Source organism: Streptomyces sp. NPDC012508, assembly GCF_042902595.1.
Taxonomy (GTDB): domain Bacteria; phylum Actinomycetota; class Actinomycetes; order Streptomycetales; family Streptomycetaceae; genus Streptomyces.
This window is the reverse complement of the sequence record NZ_JBIBEO010000003.1, coordinates 471206-491101: the sequence shown is the minus strand read 5'-3', so window position 1 is coordinate 491101 and position 19896 is coordinate 471206. Positions and strand designations below refer to the sequence as shown.

Annotated in this window: 18 protein-coding genes; 9 read left to right on the top strand and 9 right to left on the bottom strand. The window is 72.0% G+C overall.

Annotated elements, in window-relative coordinates:
- Window positions 1-12 precede the first annotated feature (12 nt).
- Complete coding sequence (locus tag ACFY8U_RS12700) at window positions 13-246, bottom strand: chaplin (protein WP_389569130.1); 234 nt, start codon at window positions 244-246, stop codon at window positions 13-15.
- Window positions 247-391: 145 nt separating this feature from the next.
- Entirely contained in the window at window positions 392-601 is a 210-nt protein-coding gene (locus ACFY8U_RS12695; protein WP_361435941.1) for a hypothetical protein, read from the bottom strand.
- A 180-nt stretch (window positions 602-781) separates the two neighbouring features.
- Here ACFY8U_RS12695 and ACFY8U_RS12690 point away from each other — a divergent pair, with 180 nt between their 5' ends.
- On the top strand, window positions 782-1816 hold the full coding sequence (locus ACFY8U_RS12690) for an LCP family protein (RefSeq protein WP_389569127.1): 1035 nt from the start codon (window positions 782-784) through the stop codon (window positions 1814-1816).
- A gap of 30 nt (window positions 1817-1846) precedes the next feature.
- Here the strand turns inward: ACFY8U_RS12690 and ACFY8U_RS12685 are convergent, their stop codons facing one another.
- Window positions 1847-3877 carry a thioredoxin domain-containing protein gene (locus ACFY8U_RS12685; protein WP_389569125.1) on the bottom strand — a complete coding sequence of 677 codons (2031 nt, stop codon included), beginning with the start codon at window positions 3875-3877 and terminating at the stop codon, window positions 1847-1849.
- A 149-nt stretch (window positions 3878-4026) separates the two neighbouring features.
- Window positions 4027-4419 (bottom strand): rodlin, encoded by a 393-nt coding sequence (locus tag ACFY8U_RS12680; protein WP_361768731.1) that lies wholly within the window; start codon window positions 4417-4419, stop codon window positions 4027-4029.
- Window positions 4420-4663: 244 nt separating this feature from the next.
- On the opposite strand from ACFY8U_RS12680, the gene ACFY8U_RS12675 reads away from it, so the two are divergent.
- Window positions 4664-7876: a tetratricopeptide repeat protein gene (locus ACFY8U_RS12675; protein WP_389569122.1), complete on the top strand. Its 3213-nt coding sequence runs from the start codon at window positions 4664-4666 to the stop codon at window positions 7874-7876.
- 134 nt (window positions 7877-8010) lie between these two features.
- Here ACFY8U_RS12675 and ACFY8U_RS12670 read toward each other — a convergent pair whose 3' ends face one another.
- Window positions 8011-8253 (bottom strand): hypothetical protein, encoded by a 243-nt coding sequence (locus tag ACFY8U_RS12670; protein ID WP_361435931.1) that lies wholly within the window; start codon window positions 8251-8253, stop codon window positions 8011-8013.
- Window positions 8246-9127 (bottom strand): mycothiol conjugate amidase Mca, encoded by an 882-nt coding sequence (mca, locus tag ACFY8U_RS12665; protein ID WP_361596768.1) that lies wholly within the window; start codon window positions 9125-9127, stop codon window positions 8246-8248. The genes ACFY8U_RS12670 and mca overlap by 8 nt, the downstream gene beginning before the upstream one ends.
- A 95-nt stretch (window positions 9128-9222) precedes the next feature.
- Between mca and ACFY8U_RS12660 the strand changes: the two genes are divergently transcribed.
- From ACFY8U_RS12660 to ACFY8U_RS12645, 4 genes are all read left to right on the top strand, one after another.
- Window positions 9223-9624, top strand: coding sequence for a DUF4307 domain-containing protein (locus ACFY8U_RS12660; protein ID WP_389569119.1), 402 nt, complete (start codon window positions 9223-9225; stop codon window positions 9622-9624).
- 186 nt (window positions 9625-9810) lie between these two features.
- Window positions 9811-10308, top strand: a complete 498-nt coding sequence (gene greA / locus ACFY8U_RS12655; RefSeq protein ID WP_361435924.1) for a transcription elongation factor GreA — start codon at window positions 9811-9813, stop codon at window positions 10306-10308.
- A 106-nt stretch (window positions 10309-10414) separates the two neighbouring features.
- Window positions 10415-12796, top strand: a complete 2382-nt coding sequence (locus tag ACFY8U_RS12650) for a PQQ-binding-like beta-propeller repeat protein (RefSeq protein WP_389569116.1) — start codon at window positions 10415-10417, stop codon at window positions 12794-12796.
- Between the two features lie 48 nt (window positions 12797-12844).
- Window positions 12845-15166, top strand: a complete 2322-nt coding sequence (locus ACFY8U_RS12645) for a protein kinase (RefSeq protein WP_389569113.1) — start codon at window positions 12845-12847, stop codon at window positions 15164-15166.
- A gap of 19 nt (window positions 15167-15185) precedes the next feature.
- On the opposite strand, the gene ACFY8U_RS12640 is transcribed toward ACFY8U_RS12645, so the two are convergent.
- The 3 genes from ACFY8U_RS12640 to ilvA all read right to left on the bottom strand — a co-directional run bounded on the left by ACFY8U_RS12640 (window position 15186) and on the right by ilvA (window position 18479).
- A complete protein-coding gene (locus ACFY8U_RS12640) occupies window positions 15186-15983 on the bottom strand; it encodes an ABC transporter permease (protein ID WP_361597293.1) in 798 nt (265 codons plus the stop codon).
- Between the two features lie 5 nt (window positions 15984-15988).
- On the bottom strand, window positions 15989-17023 hold the full coding sequence (locus ACFY8U_RS12635) for an ATP-binding cassette domain-containing protein (RefSeq protein ID WP_389569110.1): 1035 nt from the start codon (window positions 17021-17023) through the stop codon (window positions 15989-15991).
- A 226-nt stretch (window positions 17024-17249) separates the two neighbouring features.
- Window positions 17250-18479 (bottom strand): threonine ammonia-lyase, encoded by a 1230-nt coding sequence (ilvA, locus tag ACFY8U_RS12630; RefSeq protein ID WP_361435912.1) that lies wholly within the window; start codon window positions 18477-18479, stop codon window positions 17250-17252.
- A gap of 147 nt (window positions 18480-18626) precedes the next feature.
- On the opposite strand from ilvA, the gene ACFY8U_RS12625 reads away from it, so the two are divergent.
- The 3 genes from ACFY8U_RS12625 to ACFY8U_RS12615 are packed head-to-tail and all read left to right on the top strand — an operon-like array spanning window position 18627 to window position 19886.
- Entirely contained in the window at window positions 18627-19142 is a 516-nt protein-coding gene (locus ACFY8U_RS12625; RefSeq protein WP_361435909.1) for a MarR family transcriptional regulator, read from the top strand.
- 31 nt (window positions 19143-19173) lie between these two features.
- Window positions 19174-19638 (top strand): sigma factor-like helix-turn-helix DNA-binding protein, encoded by a 465-nt coding sequence (locus tag ACFY8U_RS12620; protein WP_389569107.1) that lies wholly within the window; start codon window positions 19174-19176, stop codon window positions 19636-19638.
- Entirely contained in the window at window positions 19635-19886 is a 252-nt protein-coding gene (locus ACFY8U_RS12615; protein ID WP_361768747.1) for a hypothetical protein, read from the top strand. The genes ACFY8U_RS12620 and ACFY8U_RS12615 overlap by 4 nt, the downstream gene beginning before the upstream one ends.
- Window positions 19887-19896 lie beyond the last annotated feature (10 nt).

Sequence of the window (19896 nt, the reverse complement as noted above, 5' to 3'; positions counted from 1 at the left end):
CCTGAGCGTGCGTCAGGCGTTGACGCAGGTGTTGAAGGCGGCCGGGTTCAGGACCCCGATCACGTTCACCGAGTTGCCGCAGACGTTGATCGGGATGTGGATCGGAGCCTGGACGACGTTGCCCGAGAGGACACCCGGCGAACCGATGGCCGCGCCGTACGCCTCGGAGTCCGCCATCGCGGGGGCGGCCGCACCCAGGGCCATGAACAGTCCGGCGACGACGACCGCGGCCTTCTTGCACTTCATTTCTCTTACGTCCCTTCCGCGGCGGACGGAATTTCACGGATTTCGCGAATCGCCGGTGGACATAGAAGCCTTCCGACCTCCGCCGCACACATCACAACGACCATGCCCCGAAAAGGAAACCGGCTTATCGCCGACCGGCCGGTATTCACTCCATTGAGCCCCGGCTCCATCGCGTCCGCACGTCGTCGGGCCAGACCGGCATCGAGACCAGCCGTTCCCACTCGCGGTCCGGCATCCCCGGCACGGTGCGCCCGGCCTGGGCCCACTGCTGGACCAACGAGGAATAGACGGGGAAGGGTCCCCGGTCGACAGGTGGCGGGTCCGCCACATAACGGCTCTTCGGAATGAAGGCCATCCGTTCCCATTTCCCGGGATCGGGCGCCATCTTCCCTCCCATCCACAGCGGTTCTCGCATCATTACACACACCCCGCAGCCGGGTGATTCGTCCGCGCCATGTCGCGTCGCGAACCTGTGTGCGAGGCATATCGGCCTACTGTGCGCTCATCCCATTTTCGCAGTCAGGTGGTGTGCCCCGTGACCGTCAGGAAATTCCGCCGCCCCGGTCGGCTCGTGCTCGCCTCCGCGGCGCTCGTCACCCTCGCGTCCGGGGCGATCGCCGGCGCACCCGCCCTGCCGGCCCCCCGGCACGGGCTCACCGTCCTGGTGGCGGGGGTGGACAGCCGGGAGGGCCTCACGGCCGCCGAGCTGAAGCGGTACCACGCGGGCGGCAAGGGGTGCGACTGCACCGACGTGCTGATGTTGGTGCACATCTCGGCCGCCAACGACCGGGTCAGTGTGGTGAGCCTGCCCCGCGACTCGCTCACCGAGTTCCCCGCGAACCACGTCGACCAGCGGACGGGCAAGACGCACAAGGCGCATCCGGCGAAGATCAACGCGGCGCACACCGAGGGCGGACCCGCGTTCACCGTCGACGCCGTCGAGCGGATGACGGGCACGCCCGTCCACCGCTATCTGGAGATCGACTTCCGGCGCTTCGTCGACGGCGTGAACCGCGTCCGGGGCGGCGTGCCGATCTGCACCGACGCACCGCTCAAGGACCCGGTCACCGGGCTCGACCTGCCGGCGGGCACGACCCGCCACGTCGGGGGCGGCGAGGCACTCCAGTACGTACGGTCGCGGCGCGCCGACGGGAAGATGGACTTCGGGCGGATCCAGAAGCAGCAGCGGTTCGTCGCCAACATGCTGCGGACGATCCGGACGGATCTGGCCGCCCCCACCCGGCTGCGACTGCTCGCGTCGACCCTGCGCGGCACGGCACCGGACGAGCGCTCCCTGACCGTCACCGAGATGCTGATCCTCGGAGCCCGGCTGCGGCACATCACCCCGGACCGTACGGAGTTCGCGATGGTGCCGATCCGCCGATTCAACCCCCTCATCACGGGCGTGGGGTCCTCCGTCGCGGTGGACCACGAGCGTGCGGAGGAGGTCTTCGAGGCGCTGCGCTCCGACCGGCCGCTGCCAAAGGCCCGCCCCGACTCCACGAGCGAGATCCCGCGGGGTCTGGGCGAGTACCGGCCGGCCGGAGGCGCCTCCCTCATCTGTCCGTGACGGCTGTCGGCAGTCCGCAGTCGGCGGCTCTCAGCGCGAGAGCGCGTGGGCCAGGTCGGCCGGGTCCGTCGTCGGCGCGTCGCAGGTGAAGTGGCGGCAGACGTACGCGGCGGCTCCGCCGGCCACCAGCGGGCGGTCCTTGAGCAGCGGGAACTCCTCGCTGTCCGGGGCGCCGACGGCGACCACGGCGCCGGGCGCCGGACCGAGCAGCGCGGTGCGGTGCAGTGCGCGCGTCAGCGCGTCGTCACCACCGGGGCCGACCACCGCGATCTCGCGGGGCCCGTCGAGCAGGGCCTCGGCCGTGGCCAGGCCCCATCCGATGAACCGCGGCGCGCGCGGGCCGAGCGCCTTGACCACGCCGAGCGCGCCTTCGGCGGCGGTGCGGTGCGCCTCGGAACCGGTGTGGGCGGCGTACGAGAGAAGCGCGCCCGCGGCGGCCGTCCAGCCGGAGGGCGTCGCGTTGTCGGTGGGGTCCTGGGGCCGGCGGATCAGCGTCTCCGCGTCGTGGGCCGTGTCGTACAGCGCCCCGCCCTCGGCGACGAACTGGTCGAGGACGATGTCGAGCAGGAAGCCCGCGAACTCCAGCCAGACGCCCTCGCCGGTCACCCCGGCGAGCGTGAGGAAACCCTCGGCGACATCGGCGTAGTCCTCAAGGACCCCGGCGTTGGCTCCGGCCTTGCCGTCCTTGGAGGTACGGAAGAGCCGCGCGCCCTCGCCCATGTGGAGCCGTACGAGCAGGTCGGCGGCCTCCGTGGCGCGCTCGACCAGGTCGGGCCGGTCGAAGAAGGCGCCGGTCTCGGCGAGGGCCGCGATCGCGAGACCGTTCCAGGCGGCGACGATCTTGTCGTCACGCCCGGGGCGCTCGCGCCGGTCACGGGCGGCGAGCAGGCGCTCCTTGACGGAGGCGGTCAGCTCGGCGTCGGCGACTCCGGCGTCCTGGGGAAGCTGGAGGACGGACGCGCCCTCCTCGAAGGTGCCTTCCTCGGTGACACCGAAGTAGCGCGCGGCGTAGACGGCGTCCTCCTCCCCGAGCACCTCGGCGAGCTGCGCCGGGGTCCACACGTAGTACGCGCCCTCGATGTGCCGGCCCGTGCCGTCATCACTGTCCGCGTCGAGCGCGGAGGCGAATCCACCCTCCGGGGTGCGCAGTTCCCGGACGAGGAAGTCGGCCGTCTCCAGGGCGACCCGGCGGGCCAGGTCGCTGCCCGTGGCCCGCCACAGGTGCGCGTACAGCCGGCACAGCAGAGCGTTGTCGTAGAGCATCTTCTCGAAGTGCGGGACGACCCACTCACGATCCACGGAGTAGCGGGCGAAGCCGCCGCCGAGCTGGTCGTAGATCCCGCCGCGGGCCATCGCCTCGCAGGTGTCGACGGCCATCTGGAGGGCGCCCTCGGCGCCGGTACGGGCGTGGTGGCGCAGCAGGAACTCCAGCGCCATCGACGGCGGGAACTTGGGCGCCCCGCCGAAACCGCCACTGCGGCTGTCGTACTCACGGGTCAGGCCGAGCAGCGCCTGGGACAGCTCCTGCTCGCCGGGCACGCCGTCGCCGCCGAAGGCGAGCGAGCGGGCGGAGAGATCCTCGACGATCTTCGCCGCGACATCACCGACCTCCTCACGGCGGTCGGCCCAGGCGCGGGCCACGCCGTCGAGGACGTCACCGAAGGAGGGCATGCCGTGCCGGGACTCGGGCGGGAAATACGTACCGAAGTAGAAGGGCTCGGCGTCGGGGGTGAGGAAGACGGTCATGGGCCAACCGCCCTGACCGGTCGCCGCCTGCACGGCCTCCATGTAGACGGCGTCGACGTCGGGGCGCTCCTCACGGTCGACCTTGACGGCGACGAAGCGCTCGTTGACCTGGGCGGCGGTGGCCTCGTCCTCGAAGGACTCGTGGGCCATCACATGGCACCAGTGACAACTGCTGTAGCCGACGCTGAGCAGCACGGGAACGTCGCGGCGGCGCGCCTCCTCGAACGCCTCGGCCGACCACGGCCACCAGTCGACCGGGTTGTCGGCGTGCTGCAGGAGATAGGGGGACGTCTCATGGGCCAGTCTGTTCGGCATGTCTCCATCCTCGCGCACACGACAAGGCCCCGGTCGTACGCCACGGGTGGCGGCGCGCGAACGGGGCAGCTATACCCCTACGGAAAGCGGCCCCGTTCCTCGCAGGTCGAATGCGAGGAACGGGGCCGTTCTCAGCGGTACGGTCGGAGTCAGCCGCCGACGTTCCCGTTCTGGGACAGAACCTCGCCCAGGATGTGCGACAGGGCGTTGTCGCCGTTCTGCTGCACCGCGTTCTGGTTGCAGGTCTGGTTGGCAACCGGGTTGCCAAGGACGTCCTGAACCGCGACCGGGACGGCGATGACGCCGATCGGGACCTGCGCCTGGACCTTCTGGACGTCGAAGCAGTGCAGGACGCCACCGTTGATGAGGCCGAAGTTCGGGCTCATGTAGCCACCGGTCGAGTTGCTGCCGATCGACTGCTTCGACGTGTTGCCGATGATGTTGGCGCTGCCGCCGTCGTTGCCGGCCGCCGACGCAGCCGTCGCCGTAACGCCGACGACCGAGGCCGCAACTGCCGCCGTAGCAAGAACCTTCTTGATCACGAGTCTTCCTTCTTGAGCTCGAGGGCCCTGGAATGCTCCGTTAGCCGAAGCACGCTGATCAACTGCCCTCAGAACGATTGGTTCCGGGGCATCACTCGGACGCGCTATTACGCAGATGAACGCCATCGGACGCCGTGTCGAGGGGCAGGCGTTCGGGACTCCGGTCGCACCCGCTCCCTCGCGCCGACGCGCGTCCCGCAGGACACTTGGGGCCGGAAGCGGACGCTCTCGGAGGGGGACGTACATGCGGGACAGCCACCGGGCCGAAGCCGAACGGCTGTTGGCACGCGTCGTGGAGGAAGAGGTGCGGCGCTCCGGCGGCCGCCTCGACGCCACGGCCCTGCTGGCACGCGGCCGGACCGCGCTGGACACCATGGCGGCGAGTGCGGGCGAGGAGTATTCGGCCTATCTACGGGCCCTGGAGGAGGCGGAGGCGAGCCACCGGTCCCTGCGGGATCGATTCAGCGGAGCCGCCGTCGGAGCACCGTCGCTGGTCACCGCCGTCGCCGCGGTCGCGGCCTTCGGTGCGGACCTGGCGCTGGGCACGGCGGCCGGGACGGCGCTGGCCGCCGGGGCCGTGGTGGCGGTTGCGGGCGCGGCGGCGACCGTCCTGAAGGTGACCGCGGGGCACTGGCCAGCAGCGCACCGCCGGGCGGGCGCCCTCGGCCAGCCGGGCGGCCCCGAGCAGCTGCGGCTGCAGTGGCTGACGGCGCTCGACGTACGGGGCGTGAGGCCGTTCATCGATCAGCAGCGGGTGCTGCTCGCCACCACGCAGCAGCCCGCGCAGAAGGTCGTGTCCCAGCTGCGGGGCGCCGACCGCAGCGCGGCGGCCCGCCGGCGGACCGTCCTGGAGCAGTCCTTCGGCCATCTCCCCGACACGGGAGGGCCGTTCACGGGCCGGCGGGCCGAGCTGGCCCAGATCACCCAGTGGGTGCAGGCCGGGCGGGCGTCGACCCGGACGCGGCCGACGGTGGTCATGCTCCACGGGGAGCAGGGCGCGGGCCGCACGGCGCTCGCCGTACGGGCGGCGCACGCGCTGCGGGACCAGTTCCGCGGGGCGTGCGTGGTGGACCTGCGGGGCGGGACACCCGGCGAGAAGCCGCTGACGACCCGGGAGGCGCTGCTGCATCTGCTGAACCGGCTGGGCGCGCCGCGCGAGCAGCTGCTGTTCCGCGAGCGGTCCTCGGCGGAGCAACAGGTGCGCAGACTGGCCGAGTTGTACCACCAGCATCTGACGGGACTGCCGGTGACGGTGATCCTGGACGACGCGGTGGAGGCGGAGCAGATCCGCACGCTGCTGCCCGAGCGCTCGGACAGCCTGGTCCTGGTGACCTGCCGGGAGCCGCTTGAGCTGGGGGAGGACGTACCGGCGTCGGTGCACCGGCTGCCGGTGGCCGCTCTGGACACGGCGGGGGCGGAGGAGCTGTTGCGGGAGGCCGCCGGGGCGACGGACCCGGGGCCGTACGACGCCGAGGCCTGCGAGGAGATCCGGGAGCGGTGCGGCGGGCTGCCGCTGGCGCTGCGGGTCGCCGGGTCCTCGCTGGGCCACCGCTCGATGAGCGATCTGGCGCGGCTGCTCGCCCGGCCCGACTGGGGCTCGACACCGCTCGAACGGGCGCTTTCCGTACGGTACTTCACCGATCTCGACGAGGACGGCCGACGGCTGCTGCGGCGCCTCGCGCTCGCCGGGCGGGCCTCGCTGGGAGCGGCGGCGGCCGGGGCGCTGCTCGGCGCGAGCGGGCAGGAGGGGGCGCGGCTGCTCGCGGAGCTGGCCCGGGCCGGGCTCCTGGACCATGTCCGGGGAGAGCGGTACCGGCTGCACGACGCGGTGCGCGGCTTCGCGGCGGCCCGGCTCCAGGACGAGGAGGACGCGGCGGCGATCGCGGCGGCGCAGGAGCGCCTGATCCAGAACTACGCGGAGCTCGCGGACGCGGTGATCCGGATGGTCGACGGCAAGATGTCGACCCGCGCGGACCGGTTCGACGGGCATGGCTTCGCCTCGCTGGAAGCGGCACTGCGCTGGCTGGACGACGAGTCGAGCTTCATCACGGCAGCGCTGCGGCACGCCGAGGGCGTCGACCAGCAGGCCGTACTGAATCTGCTCGGCGCGCTCTGCGACTACTGCCTGCTGCGCGGCGACCTCTACCGGCTCGGCGAGATCAACGAGCTGACCGACGCGGTCGGGCAGGGGCTGCTGTCCCGGTCGGTGCAGTGGCGGACCGGTATCGCGGCCCGGCAGCTCGGCGAGCTCGACAAGGCGCGCACCACGCTGACCTCGGTGGTCTCCCTCTACCAGGAGGCGCACCAGGACGCGGGGGCCGCGCTCGCGCTCTGCTCGCTCGGGATCACGCTGCACCACCAGGGCAATCTGTCCGAGGCGTCGGCGAGACTGCGGGAGGCCCTGGTGCTCCAGGAGGCGGAGTCGCTCGCGGCCGACCGGGGGTGGACCCTGCATGCCCTGGCGGCCGTCGAGCGGGACCGGGCGAACCTGGCCGAGGCGCTGACCCTGCTGCACGCGGCCCTGGAGCTGCACCGGGAGAACGAGTCCGTGCACGGCGAGGCGTGGGCGCACTTCCAGCTGGGGCAGGTCTGCCTGCGCATGGGCGACGTGGAGCGGGCCGACGCCGAGCTGGGGAGGGCGCTGGAGCTGTACGGGCGGACCCGCGACGGGCGGGGCGAGGCGTGGGCGCTGACTCAGCTCGCCCGCGCCCGGCTCGTCGAGGGCGAGGTGGGGCCGGCGGTCGAGGGCCTGCGCCAGGCGCTCTCCCGCCACCGCGACCAGGAGGACGCCCGGGGCGAGGCCTGGACGCTGTACTACCTGGGACACGCGCTGGAGGAGCGGGGCGACCTGGATCAGGCGGTACGGGAGCTGGAGCGGGCCCGCACGATGTTCTCCCGGATGCGGGACGTGTACGGGCTCGCCTGCGCCCGGCACCACTCGGGGCGGGTCACCCGCGACCAGCGGGCGGCCCAGACCGGCAACCTGCGCAACTCCGGCTTCGCCCGGCAGCTCCTGGTGGACGCACGCGCGGACTTCCACCGCATCGGCGTGGCCCACGGCGAGGCCTGGACCTGCCTGGAGCTGGCCATCGTGGACGCGGGGAACGGGAAGGCGGCGCAGGCCCTGGAGCTGTGCGGGGAGTCGGAGCGGCTCTTCCTGTCGTACGACGACCGCAGGGGCGCCGACTGGGCCCGTTTCCTGCGCTGCACGCTGCTCCCGTACGCCTCCCCCGGCGGCGTGGAGGTGGGCACGGCGGTGGCGCGGGAGGAGCTGGCCCTGCTGCGCCAGGACCGCCATCCGACGCGGGACGGCAAGGTCGAGGACTGCGCCGAGGCGTACGCCCTGGTCCTGGAGCGGGGCGTCCATCTGGACGCCGGCTGGCAGGCCTGGGACCTGGGCATGGTGCCGAACCGCCACGCCCGGGAGGTGATGGGCGTTCCGGTGGAGGTGGCCTAGACGTCGAGGCGGCCCAGACGCCGGGGCGCCTCAGCCGCCGGGCCGCCGTGGCCGCCGGGCCGGCGCGGCGTGAGCACGGGGACGCCGGTGTGCGGGCCCTCCGCTGAGGGCCCGCACACCGGCGTGTGCCGCCGCTACTCCTGCGCTGCCGCCTTGGTGCTCTGGGCGGCGGCGGGCGCCTTCGGGTCCGGGGCCTCCTCGAAGGAGACCTTGCCCATGTGGCGGTTCATCGACTTCATCAGCATCCAGACGGCCACGGCCATCACCGCGAAGACGACGAAGCCGAGGACGCCGGGGGTCACCTTGTTCTTGTCCAGCTCTTCGGCGGCGAAGGGGACAAGCTGGGTCAGTGCCAGGTGTGCGCTCATGTCAGGCATTGTCGCGGATGCCCGCGAAGAGGTCGTCCTCGGGGAGGGAGGTGGGCACCAGCGACTTGCTGAGCTCGTACTCCTCCGTCGGCCAGACCTCCTTCTGGATCTCCATCGGCACCCGGAACCAGCCACCGTCCGGGTCGATCTGCGTACGGTGCGCGATCAGCGCCTTGTCGCGGATCTCGAAGAAGTCCGCGCAGGGCACGAACGACGTGATCGTCCGCTCCGTACGCTCGAACTCCTTCCAGCGCTCCAGCCACTCCCCGTACGGCGACTCCAGGCCCCGGTCGAGGAGCGCCTGGTGCAGGGCCTCGGTCCGGGGGCGGTTGAAGCCCTGGTTGTAGTAGAGCTTCTGGGGCTGGAACGCCGGGCCGAACTCGGCCTCCGGGTACTTCTCGGTGTCCGTCGCGCCGTCGAAGGCCACCATCGTGATCTTGTGGGTCATGATGTGGTCGGGGTGCGGGTATCCGCCGTTCTCGTCGTAGGTCGTGATGACCTGCGGACGGAACTCCCGGATCTTGCGGACCAGGGCGCCGGCGGCCGTGTCGACGTCCTCCAGGGCGAAACAGCCCTGGGGCAGCGGCGGCAGCGGGTCACCCTCCGGCAGGCCGGAGTCGACGAAGCCCAGCCACTCCTGCCCGACGCCCAGGATCTCCCGGGCCTCGTCCATCTCCTTGCGGCGCACCTCGTGGATGTTCGCCTCGATGTAGGCGTCCCCCTGGAGCTTGGGGTTGAGGATGGAGCCGCGCTCGCCGCCCGTGCACGTGACCACGAGCACGTCCACCCCCTCGGACACGTACTTGGCCATGGTCGCCGCGCCCTTGCTCGACTCGTCGTCGGGGTGGGCGTGAACGGCCATCAGTCGCAGCTGCTCAGTCAAGGCTCGATCCTCTGTGATGTGGCGTGGAGGGAGGTCTCTATAGTGACGGAACCGGGGGGCGGAAAATTCCCACCCCCGCGGCGAGAGGAACGATCATGAGCGCGGTGCGAGAGCAGCTGCCCGAGGGGCGCTACGGGCGTTCCGCGGACGAGCGCGCCGACCGCAAGCTCAAGATCGTCGGCGCCGTGCTCGGCGTGCTGTTCCTCGGGCTGCTCGGCTGGTTCGGCTGGTTCCACGTGGTCGACAGCAAGATCAGCGCGGAGACGATCAAGTTCGACGTGGTGAGCGACACCGAGGTGCAGGTGCACCTGGAGGTGCGCAAGGACGCCGACGTCCAGGGTGTCTGCACCCTGCGCTCGCGCTCCGAGGACGGGGCGGAGGTCGGCCGGAAGGACGTCCGCTTCGACGAGGCGGCCGGGAGGATCGACAGCGTCGTGTCCATCCGCACGACCGCGCGGGCGACCAGCGCCGAGCTCATCGGGTGTACCGCCCGTTAGCCGTGGGTAGGCACCGTGTGGCGCGCCACAGGATCACGCGCTGACCAGGAGTGACGCCATCTTGATGGTTTATGTCCTCCCCCTTTTCTCCACTCGTTGTTAGGCTCGTGGTTTCGCCCACTCAGGGAGGACAATCCTTCTGGGTAGGGCGATGCTTTGTATTCCCAGTACCTACGAGGAGCACCTGTGACCCAGACCAGCGACAACGTCACCTGGCTCACCCAGGAGGCGTACAACCAGCTCAGGGCCGAGCTGGAGTACCTGTCTGGTCCCGCGCGAACCGAGATCGCCGCGAAGATCGCCGCGGCGCGCGAGGAGGGCGACCTGCGCGAGAACGGCGGGTACCACGCGGCCAAGGAAGAGCAGGGCAAGCAGGAGCTCCGGGTCCGCCAGCTGACCCAGCTCCTCGAACACGCCAAGGTGGGCGAGGCCCCGGCCGACGAGGGCGTCGTCGCCCCCGGCATGGTCGTCACGATCGCGTTCGACGGCGACGAGGACGACACGATGACCTTCCTGCTGGCCTCGCGCGAGTACGCGAGCAGCGACATCGAGACGTACTCGCCGCAGTCGCCGCTCGGCGTGGGCGTGAACGGCAAGAAGGCGGGCGAGGACGCCGAGTACGAACTGCCGAACGGCAACAAGGCCACGGTGAAGATCCTCAGCGCCAAGCCGTACACCGGCTGAGCCGTAGCGACGATCAAGGGCCGGACCCCCTCGGGGGTCCGGCCCTTCGTTCTGCGCGCACATGTCATGATGCGGGCTGACGTCGCGTCACACGGGGGAGAAGCACGTGCTGGGACCGCTGCGCGCAGGCGCGCCACGGCAGATCGGACCGTACGAGGTGCTGGCGCGGCTGGGGGCCGGCGGCATGGGAGAGGTCTTCCTCGGCCGGTCGAACGGGCCCGCCGCGGGGGTCTACGTGGCGGTGAAGACGGTACGGCGGGATGTCGCGAACGAGCCCGCCTTCCGCGACCGCTTCCGCCGCGAGATCAAGGTCGCGGGCCTGGTGCGGAGCACGTACGCCGCCGCTCCGGAGGGCGGGGACGCGGATGCCGAGGTGCCCTGGCTGGCCACCGCGTACGTTCCCGGGCCGAGTCTGTCGCAGGCCGTGCGGCGCGGCGGCGCGCTGCCGGTGGCGACCGTACGGGAGCTGGGCGCCGGGATCGCCCGCGCGCTCGCCGATCTGCACGCGGCGGGGGTGCTGCACCGGGACCTCAAGCCCGGCAACGTCATGCTGTCCGTCGACGGGCCGCGCCTGATCGACTTCGGCATCGCCCGCAGCAACGGCGCCACGACCATGACCGCGACCGGGGTGATGGTCGGCACCCCGGCGTTCATGTCACCCGAACACGTCGCGGGCGCCCGTCATGTCACGGGGGCCTCGGACGTCTTCTGCCTGGGCTCGCTGCTCTGCTACGCGGCGACCGGCGAGGACCCCTTCGGGGACGGCCCCCTGGCCGCCGTCCTCTACCGCGTCTCCCAGGCCGAGGCGGATCTCGGCCGCGTGCCGGAGGAGCTGCGGGAGGTGATCGCCGCGTGTCTGCACGCGGACCCGGCGGAGCGGCCCTCACCGGCGGAGCTGGTGGAGCTCCTGGGCGGCGAACGGCGGCCCGCGTGGCCGGAGAGCGTGCGGGAGCACATCGGGGAGTACGGGCGGGAGCTCGCGCAGCTGGTCGCGTCGGGCGGTCCGCTCGTCGAAGTCCCGGCGGCCGCGCCCGCCCCGGCCCCGGGGATGGACCAGCTGCCGACGATGCCGCCGGTGGCACCGACCGCTCCGGCGGAGCCCCCGCGCGGGAAGCGGCGCCGGGCGCTGATCGCGGGTGCGGTGGCGCTCGCGGTCGTGGCCTGTGGCGTAGGTGCCTACCTGCTCCGGCCAGAGGACGAGAAGAAGCCCCCGGTCGCGGCGGCGCCGCCGGTGTCGCAGGCCGGACCGGAGATCGCCGGAGTCGACTTCAAGGGCCTCGCGGACTCCTCCGGGATCGTGCCGCAGAACCCCGCCCAGCGCCCCGCCGGCTGGAAGAGCTGGACGACGAAGCTCTCCGCGCCCGCCTTCGGCTGTGCGGCGGGCACGACGGTGCTGGTCTGCCGGATGACGAACGGGCGGTACGAGGCGCTGGACCCGGCGAACGGCAAGAAGCTGTGGTCGGCGACGCTCGGCGTCACGAACTCGGACGACAGCTGGACCAGCCCTTCCGGTGGGGTGTTCGTCGCGGACAGCGCGACCCGGCCGACCGTCCACGACGACGCCGTCGTCCTCTCCGCCCCCGATCGGCTCCAGGTGCGCGACGCCCGGACCGGAAGGGTCCGCTGGGAGAAGCCGGCCTGGGGCGCGCAGGGCACGAGCTCCCGCCCGATCGTCGGTGACGGCGTCGTCTTCGCCGCCACGGAGACCACCACGGAACTCACCATGGACCGGGTCGGCATGGCCGCCTACTCCCTCGCCGACGGCACCGAACTGTGGAAGAAGGAGCTGACCAACGCCACGACCCCGAGGTCCGAGACGCGCCCCTACGAGCCGGTGGCCTTCGCCGGGGGCCGGGTGTACGCGCTGAGCGACGGCGGACTCGTCGCGTACGACGCGAAGACCGGGGAGGTGCGCGGCCAGGCCGACAAGGACGCCGAGAACTGCTGGTCGGTGAATGTCGTCGGGGCGACCGCGTACTGCGTGGACAGCCCTCTCGGCCGGGGTGCGGAATCGCGGCTGCGGGTCCTGGACTCCGCCACCCTCGCCCTCAAGGGCAGCCTGCCCGGACCGGTCGAGAAGCTGCGTCCGGCCGTGATCGGCCCGACGGCCGCCGTCACGTTCGACGGCGGGCTCAAGGTCCTCGATCTGCGCGACGGGAAGCCGCTGGGGACGTACGCGGCCAAGGCCGCCCCGAAGGGCCTCCGGCAGAACTGGTCCACCCCGCTGATCGCCGGTGACCAGGTCGTCTACGCCGACTACAGCGCGCTGTACACCGTGCGCCTCGGCAAGGACGGCAAGCCGGCCGGACTCACGACCACGACCGTGCCGGGCGCGCCCGGTCCGCGCGTCCCGGAGGAGACGTACGACCCCGACTGGGGTCACAGCTTCGCGAAGGCGACCCGGGAGCCTGAGGTCCTGCCGATCGGCGGGATCGCCCATGTCGTCTTCGACAAGGGCGTCGTCGCCTCCGTAGAGCTGCCGAAGTGACGGCCGAGACCGAAGTGACCGGCCGAGAACCGAGAGGAACCCCCTTCCGTGCTGGTAGCACTGCCCGCGGGGCAGCCCCCGCGCTTCGTCGGCCCCTACCGGCTGCTCGCCCGGCTGGGGGCGGGCGGCATGGGCGAGGTCCATCTGGCGTGCCGGGCGGACGCGCCGACGGCCGATCCGTACCGGATGGTCGCCGTGAAGACCGTGCGGGAGGACCTGGAGGTCGACGGGGACTTCCGGACCCGGTTCCGGCGCGAGATCACGGCGGCGCGGGCCGTGAACAGCCCGTACGCGGCACTGCTCGTCGACGCCGACGCGGACGCGGCCGTTCCGTGGCTGGCGACCGAGTACGTGCCCGGGCCCTCGCTCGCCGAGGCCGTCACACGGGCGGGCGCGCTGCCGGTCGACGCCGTACGGGCGCTGGGCGCGGCGCTCGCGCGTGCCCTGGCGTCCGTGCACGGGGCGAAGGTGCTGCACCGGGACCTGAAGCCCGCGAACGTGCTGCTCGGGGCTTCGGGGCCGAAGCTCATCGACTTCGGCATCGCGCAGGCCTTCGAGGCGACGGCGCTCACCTCGACCGGTCTGGTCGTGGGCTCGCCGGGGTTCATGTCTCCGGAGCATCTGATCGGCAGCCGGGCTGTCGTGCCGGCCTCGGACGTGTTCTGTCTCGGCGCGGTGCTCGCCTTCGCGGCGAGCGGGCGCGGACCGTTCCACGACGAGGAGATGGCGTCGGTCGTCTTCCGGATCAGCCGGGCGGACGCCGAACTCGACGGTGTGCCGCTGGAGTTGCGGCCCGCGGTGGAGAGGTGCCTGCGACTCGACCCCGCGGAACGCCCGTCGCCCGCTGAGCTCGTGGAGTTGCTGGGGGCCGAGGTCCCGGCGGCCTTCCCGTGGCCGGGCGGGGTGCTCTCGCTGCTTGCCGAGTACGGGGATTCGGCGCGGCGGATCGGTGAGGCGGCGGCCTCGGGCGCGGGCGTGGCCGACCTGCCGACGCTCGGCCCGCAGGTTCCGTACTCCCCGACGGCGATGACGGCCCGGCCCGACGCGGCCCCCGCCCCGGGCGCGGCGAAGCGCCGTCGTCCCTGGGCGGCGGTCGCGGCGGGTGCGGTGGCCATCGCCGTGCTGGGGGCCGTGGGCATGAGCCTGCTCGACAACGGGGAGCGAGAGGGCGGTTCGGCCGGCGGGGGTGCGGCAGGGGGCGGCTCCGGCTCGGGCGGGTCCACTCCGAGCGGAGGAGACAAGCCGACGACCGGGAGCAAGCCCGCCACGCTCGATCACGTCGTCCAGCCGTACGGCGGCGAGGGGCACGTCAACGACTACGGCAAGGAGGGCGTGGACCGCGCCGCGCGCCCGGCGGGGTGGTCGCCCTGGTCGGTGAAGGCGGACGAGGGCGTGGGTCCGTGTGCCCTCTCCCCCGAGGTCCTGGTCTGCTCGGGGGACGGCGGCGCGGTCGTCGCGCTCAAGGCGGCCGACGGCACGAAGCTGTGGTCACGGCCGGGGAGCGGCGAGCTGCCACGGCCGCCGGCGCAGCATCCGGCGGTCGTCGGGGACCGCGTGTACGTCACGGGAGCGGACGGTGTGACGGTGTACGGCCTGAAGGACGGCAAGGAGCACCGCCGGACGGCCGGGCCCGAGGGCGGCTGGGCGGTGAAGGGCACCGACCTGCTGGACGACGTGCTCTACACGACGTACCTGAACGTGGCCGACGAGACCTCCGGTCTGGTCACGGCGGTGCGGCTGGGCGAGGCCGACAAGGAGCTGTGGCGCACTTCGCTGGCGTCGATCCCGGAGGTGCCGGTCGCCGCCGGCGGGCGGGTGTACGTACCGGCGGGAGGCATGCCCGTCGCGCTGGACGCCCGTACCGGCAAGGAGACCGCGCGGGGTGCGGGGGCGACGGGCTGCTTCTCCCTGGTCGTGCACGAGGAGTCCGTGCTCTGTCAGGCCGGTGAGGGCCGCGGGATCGCCGTCTTCGACGGGAAGACGCTGAAGAGCGTCCGGACGTTCGCCATGGACACCCAGGGCTGGGGCGGCTTCGCGGTGAACCGGCAGGGGGTCGTGGCGCTCAGCGACCGGGAGACCTTCCGTCTGTACGACCTGGCGACCGGCAAGGAGCGCTGGAAGGACACCGAGCACGCGGGCGCGGAGGAGCTGGCCTTCGCCGGCGACCGGCTCCTGGTGACCGAGGGGACGCAGATCGAGTCGATGCCGCTGGACGACCCCGGGGCGTCGGACGACCGAGGCAACACGATCGACCTCGAGACGGCGGAGGGCAGCTTCGCGACACAAGGCGCGAGCAGCGTTCTGGCCGCCGGAGGGGCGCTCTTCGTCACCACCTTCGACGGCCAGATCGTGTCGGGCTACGCGCCCTAGGCGCCGGTCCGCAGGGCCGTCAGCCGTCCGCGCGGCGGTACTTGCGGACGGACAGCGTCCGGAAGATGGCGATGATCAGGACCGAGTAGATCAGCGACGCCCACACCGGGTACTGCATCGGCCATGCGTCGGACGGGGACAGACCCGGGTCGCCGAAGAGCTTGCGGCACGCCTGCACCGTGGCGCTGAAAGGGTTCCACTCCGCGATCGGCTGGAGCCAGGACGGCATCTGGCTGGAGTCCACGAACGCGTTCGAGATGAACGTGACCGGGAAGAGCCAGATCAGTCCTCCGGACGTCGCCGCCTCCGGCGTGCGCACGGACAGGCCGATGAGCGCACCGATCCATGTGAAGGCGTAGCCGAGGAGGAGGAGCAGGGCGAAGCCTGCCAGGACCTTCCCGAAGGTCGTCGGCTCCGCGTAGCCGGGCCGCCAGCCGATGATCAGCGCGACGACCGCGAGGACCAGCAGAGTCAGCGCGGTCTGCACGAGGTCGGCGAGGGTGCGGCCGGTGAGGACCGCGCCTCTGGCCATCGGCAGGGAGCGGAAGCGGTCGATGAGGCCCTTGTGCATGTCGTCGGCGATGCCCGCGCCCGCGCCGGCCGTGGCGAACGTGACCGTCTGGGCGAAGATGCCGGCCATCAGGAAGTTCTTGTAGACGTCCGGGTCGGTGGTGCCGCCGATGCTCATCGAGCCGCCGAAGACGTAAGTGAAGAGGATCACGAACATCACTGGCTGGATGAGTCCGAAGAGGATCATCTCGGGAATCCTGGTCATGCGAATCAGGTTCCGCCGGGCGATGACCAGGGAGTCGTTCATGGTGCTCAATTCGCCACCTCCTTCCGGTCGCGCTTCGGGCCCTTGGCGTCCTGCGGCTCCCCGCCGTTCTCCTCTTCCTCCCGCCGCTCGGCGGCGTGGCCGGTGAGCGAGATGAAGACGTCGTCGAGTGTGGGCCGGCGCAGACCGATGTCGTCGATCTCGACGCCGACGGTGTCCAGGTCGCGGATGACCTCGGCGAGCAGCTTGGCGCCGCCGGTGACCGGGACGGTGAGCTTGCGGGTGTGGTTCTCGACGGAGACCTCACCGTGGCCGATGCCCGCCACGCCGTAGCGGGCGAGGACGGTGCGGGCCGGGTCGATCATCTCCGGTTCGTGGACGACGACCTCGACGCGCTCGCCGCCCGTCTGGGCCTTGAGCTCGTCCGCGGTGCCGCGGGCGATGACCTTGCCGTGGTCGATGACGCAGATGTCGTGCGCCAGGTGGTCGGCCTCCTCCAGGTACTGAGTCGTCAGGAGCAGGGTCGTACCCCCCGCGACGAGTTCCTGGATGACCTCCCAGAGGGCCTGGCGGTTGCGCGGGTCGAGGCCGGTCGTCGGCTCGTCCATGAACATCACCGGCGGGGAGACGACGAGCGCCGCGGCGAGGTCGAGGCGGCGGCGCATGCCGCCGGAGTACGTCTTCGCTGTGCGGTCGGCCGCGTCGGCGAGGTTGAAACGCTCGAGAAGCTCTCCCGCCCGGGCCTTCGCCCGCTTGGCGCTCAGCTGGTAGAGCTGGCCGACCATCTGGAGGTTCTCGCGGCCGGTCAGATACTCGTCGACAGCCGCGAACTGCCCGGACAGGCCGATCGAGCGCCGGACTTCGTTGGGGTGCTTCAGCACGTCGATTCCGGCGACGAGCGCCCTTCCGCTGTCCGGCTGGAGCAGCGTCGTCAGCACGCGCACCGCCGTCGTCTTCCCCGCGCCGTTCGGGCCGAGCAGGCCCAGGACCGTGCCCTCGGGTACGTCGAGGTCGACGCCGTCCAGAGCTCGTACGTCGCCGAAGGTCTTCACCAGACCTTCGGCGTAGATCGCGCCTGGCATGTGGGTTCTCCCAGGGATTTGGGCGTTTTCCACCCAAGTTTAGGTTTGAACGGCATCCGCCGCCCACCGAATGTGTGATCTGACCCACAAAACTAACGCGACATATCGCGATACACAAGCCCTGCGCGCACATCGGAAGAAGCACAGGCCCGCGCAGGACGAAAAAAGCGGCGCCGGGGATCGAAGACCGATCCCCGGCGCCGCCGTCGGCGAGCCTCGCCACCCGCTACGTCAGCACCACGTACCCCGCGTCCCGCAGCGCCGCCTCGACCTCCCGGCAGTGCTCGGGACCCTTCGTCTCCAGGTGCAGCTCCACGTCCGCCTCCGTCAGACCCAGCCGGGGATCGGTACGCACATGACTCACGTCCAGGACGTTCGCGTCCACCACCGTCAGCACCGCGAGCAGCGTCGCCAGCGCGCCCGGCCGGTCCGTCACCCGCAGCCGCAGGCTCAGATAGCGGCCCCCGGCCGCCATGCCGTGGCGCAGGACCCGCTGCATCAGCACCGGATCGACGTTCCCGCCCGACAGGATCGCGACCACCGGGCCCTGGAACGCCGTCGGGTCGCTCAGCAGCGCCGCGACCGGGCTCGCGCCGGCCGGCTCGACCACCAGCTTCGCCCGCTCCAGACAGAGCAGCAGCGCCGAGGAGAGCGCGTCCTCGGAGACGGTACGGATCTCGTCCACGTACTCCCGCACGATCGCGAACGGCACATCGCCCGGCCGGCCGACCTTGATCCCGTCCGCCATCGTCACCGGCGACTCGATCGCCACCGGATGCCCGGCGGCCAGCGACGGGGGATAGGCCGCGGCGCCCTCCGCCTGCACACCGATCACCTTCACATCGGGGCGTACGGACTTCACGGCGAGACCGACACCGGCCACAAGACCGCCCCCGCCGACGCCCACCAGGATCGTGCGGACCTCCGGGCACTGCTCCAGGATCTCCAGGCCGACCGTGCCCTGCCCCGCGATGATGTCCGGGTGGTCGAAGGGGTGGATGAAGACCGCGCCGGTCTCCGCCGCGTACTCCTCCGCCGCCGCCAGCGTCTCGTCCACGACATGGCCGTGCAGCCGCACCTCGGCGCCGTACTCGCGGGTCGCCGCGACCTTCGGCAGCGGGGCGCCGACCGGCATGAAGACCGTGGAGTGCACCCCGAGGAGCGCGGAGGCGAGAGCGACCCCCTGCGCGTGGTTGCCCGCCGAGGCGGCGACCACTCCGGCCGCCCGCTGCTCGGGCCGCAGCCCCGCGATCCGTACGTACGCGCCGCGCAGCTTGAACGAACCCGTTCGTTGAAGGTTCTCGCACTTGAGGTGGACCGGGGCTCCCACCAGCGACGACAGATGGCGGCTGCCCTCCATCGCGGTCACTCGGGCCACCCCGGACAGCATCTTCTGCGCCCCGCGCACATCGTCGAGGATCAGCGGGTGCAAGGGGTCTGGCCTACGGAAGCTCATGACAGCAAGTCTCGCAGCTCAAGGGGCTGGTGGCCGCCCGGGGAACGCCCGTCGCAGCCGGTTTGCGCAGCGCAGGTACGGACTCTCGCGGGTCCGCGTACTCTGTCCCCCACCAACCGACCACCGCACGAGAGAGCCCCCACAGCCATGCCCACATCTCAGGACATGACGACTGAGCTTGACCCCGGTCTCCTCGATGCCCTCCAGCACCAGGTGGCCGTCTTCGCCCGCCGGGCCGAACAGACCCGTCTCGGCGGCACCGGACAGCTCCGCAACTCGATGGACCGGGCGGCGTATCTGCTCCTGAACCGGCTCGACCAGGAAGGTCCGATGGGCGTCAAGGCGCTCGCGGCGGGCATGGGCATCGACTCGTCCACGGTCACCCGCCAGGTCGCCCCGCTCGTCGACACCGGCCTGGTCAAGCGCACCTCGCACCCCGAGGACGGGCGCGCGGTCGTGCTCCAGCTCTCCCCGCGCGGCCTGGCCCGCCTGGAGGAGGTCCGCGCCTCGCGCCGCGAGCTGATGGCGCAGGTGACCGACGGCTGGACGCCGGCGGAGCGCGAATCGTTCTGCACCCTGCTCACCCGCTTCAACTCCGCGCTCTCCGCCCGGCAGTCGGGCCTGCCGCCCGCCACCGACACGGAGTCCGCCGCGACCTCTTGACCCCGGCCGTCCCCTGTCCTCATATGAGGACGTGCGAGATCGACAGGACGGCCCGTCGGGCGAGAACCGCTTCCGCGCCCGGCAGTTCGAGGCGTTCGTGGCGGGGGCGGCGGGACGGCTGCTGCATGCCGCGACGCTGCTCACCGCCGAGACGCGGGACGCCAACCCGCGCGCCCAGGGGCTGTTGACCGCCTCCCTCGCCCACACCTACGCCCACTGGGACCGTCTGCGCGGGGAGGACCCGTACGACCGCACCCGCGCCGACCTCGCCACCCGCTTCGCGCGCACCGCCTGGCGGCACCACCGCGGCCGGGGCGGCCTCCTCTCCGCGCTCACCCCGCAGGAACGTCTCGTCGTGGTGCTGCGGCTGTACGAGGGGGTGGCCGAGGAGCAGACCGCGGCCCTGCTCGGACTGGCCGAGGAGCGCGTACGGGCCATCTGCGCCCGGTCCGTGTCGGCGCTGCGGGACCGGCGCGGCGGGAGACTCGCCTCGTGAGCCGGCACGAGGACAAGGAGGACGAGGTCCGGCGGATGCTGGAATCCCCGCACCCGCAGGTCCCCGCCGAGCTGGTCGCGCGGGCCGTGGCGCGCGGTGCCCGGCTGCTCCACCGCGACCGTGCCGTACGCCGGGCCCTGTGGGTGCTGCTGGTCGCGGCCGTGCTCGCGTTCGCGGTCTGGGCGACGGTGGCCGAGCCCTGGAGCGTGCCGCCCGCGGAGACGACGCCACCGCTCGAAGGCTGGTGACGGCGGCCTT

Coding starts and splice junctions, on each gene's coding strand:
- ACFY8U_RS12700 (WP_389569130.1), bottom strand. CDS start 246: ATGAAGTGCAAGAAGGCCGCGGTCGTCGTCGCCGGACTGTTCATGGCC.
- ACFY8U_RS12695 (WP_361435941.1), bottom strand. CDS start 601: ATGGCCTTCATTCCGAAGAGCCGTTATGTGGCGGACCCGCCACCTGTC.
- ACFY8U_RS12685 (WP_389569125.1), bottom strand. CDS start 3,877: ATGCCGAACAGACTGGCCCATGAGACGTCCCCCTATCTCCTGCAGCAC.
- ACFY8U_RS12675 (WP_389569122.1), top strand. CDS start 4,664: ATGCGGGACAGCCACCGGGCCGAAGCCGAACGGCTGTTGGCACGCGTC.
- ACFY8U_RS12670 (WP_361435931.1), bottom strand. CDS start 8,253: ATGCCTGACATGAGCGCACACCTGGCACTGACCCAGCTTGTCCCCTTC.
- ACFY8U_RS12660 (WP_389569119.1), top strand. CDS start 9,223: ATGAGCGCGGTGCGAGAGCAGCTGCCCGAGGGGCGCTACGGGCGTTCC.
- ACFY8U_RS12640 (WP_361597293.1), bottom strand. CDS start 15,983: ATGAACGACTCCCTGGTCATCGCCCGGCGGAACCTGATTCGCATGACC.
- ACFY8U_RS12635 (WP_389569110.1), bottom strand. CDS start 17,023: ATGCCAGGCGCGATCTACGCCGAAGGTCTGGTGAAGACCTTCGGCGAC.
- ilvA (WP_361435912.1), bottom strand. CDS start 18,479: ATGAGCTTCCGTAGGCCAGACCCCTTGCACCCGCTGATCCTCGACGAT.
- ACFY8U_RS12625 (WP_361435909.1), top strand. CDS start 18,627: ATGCCCACATCTCAGGACATGACGACTGAGCTTGACCCCGGTCTCCTC.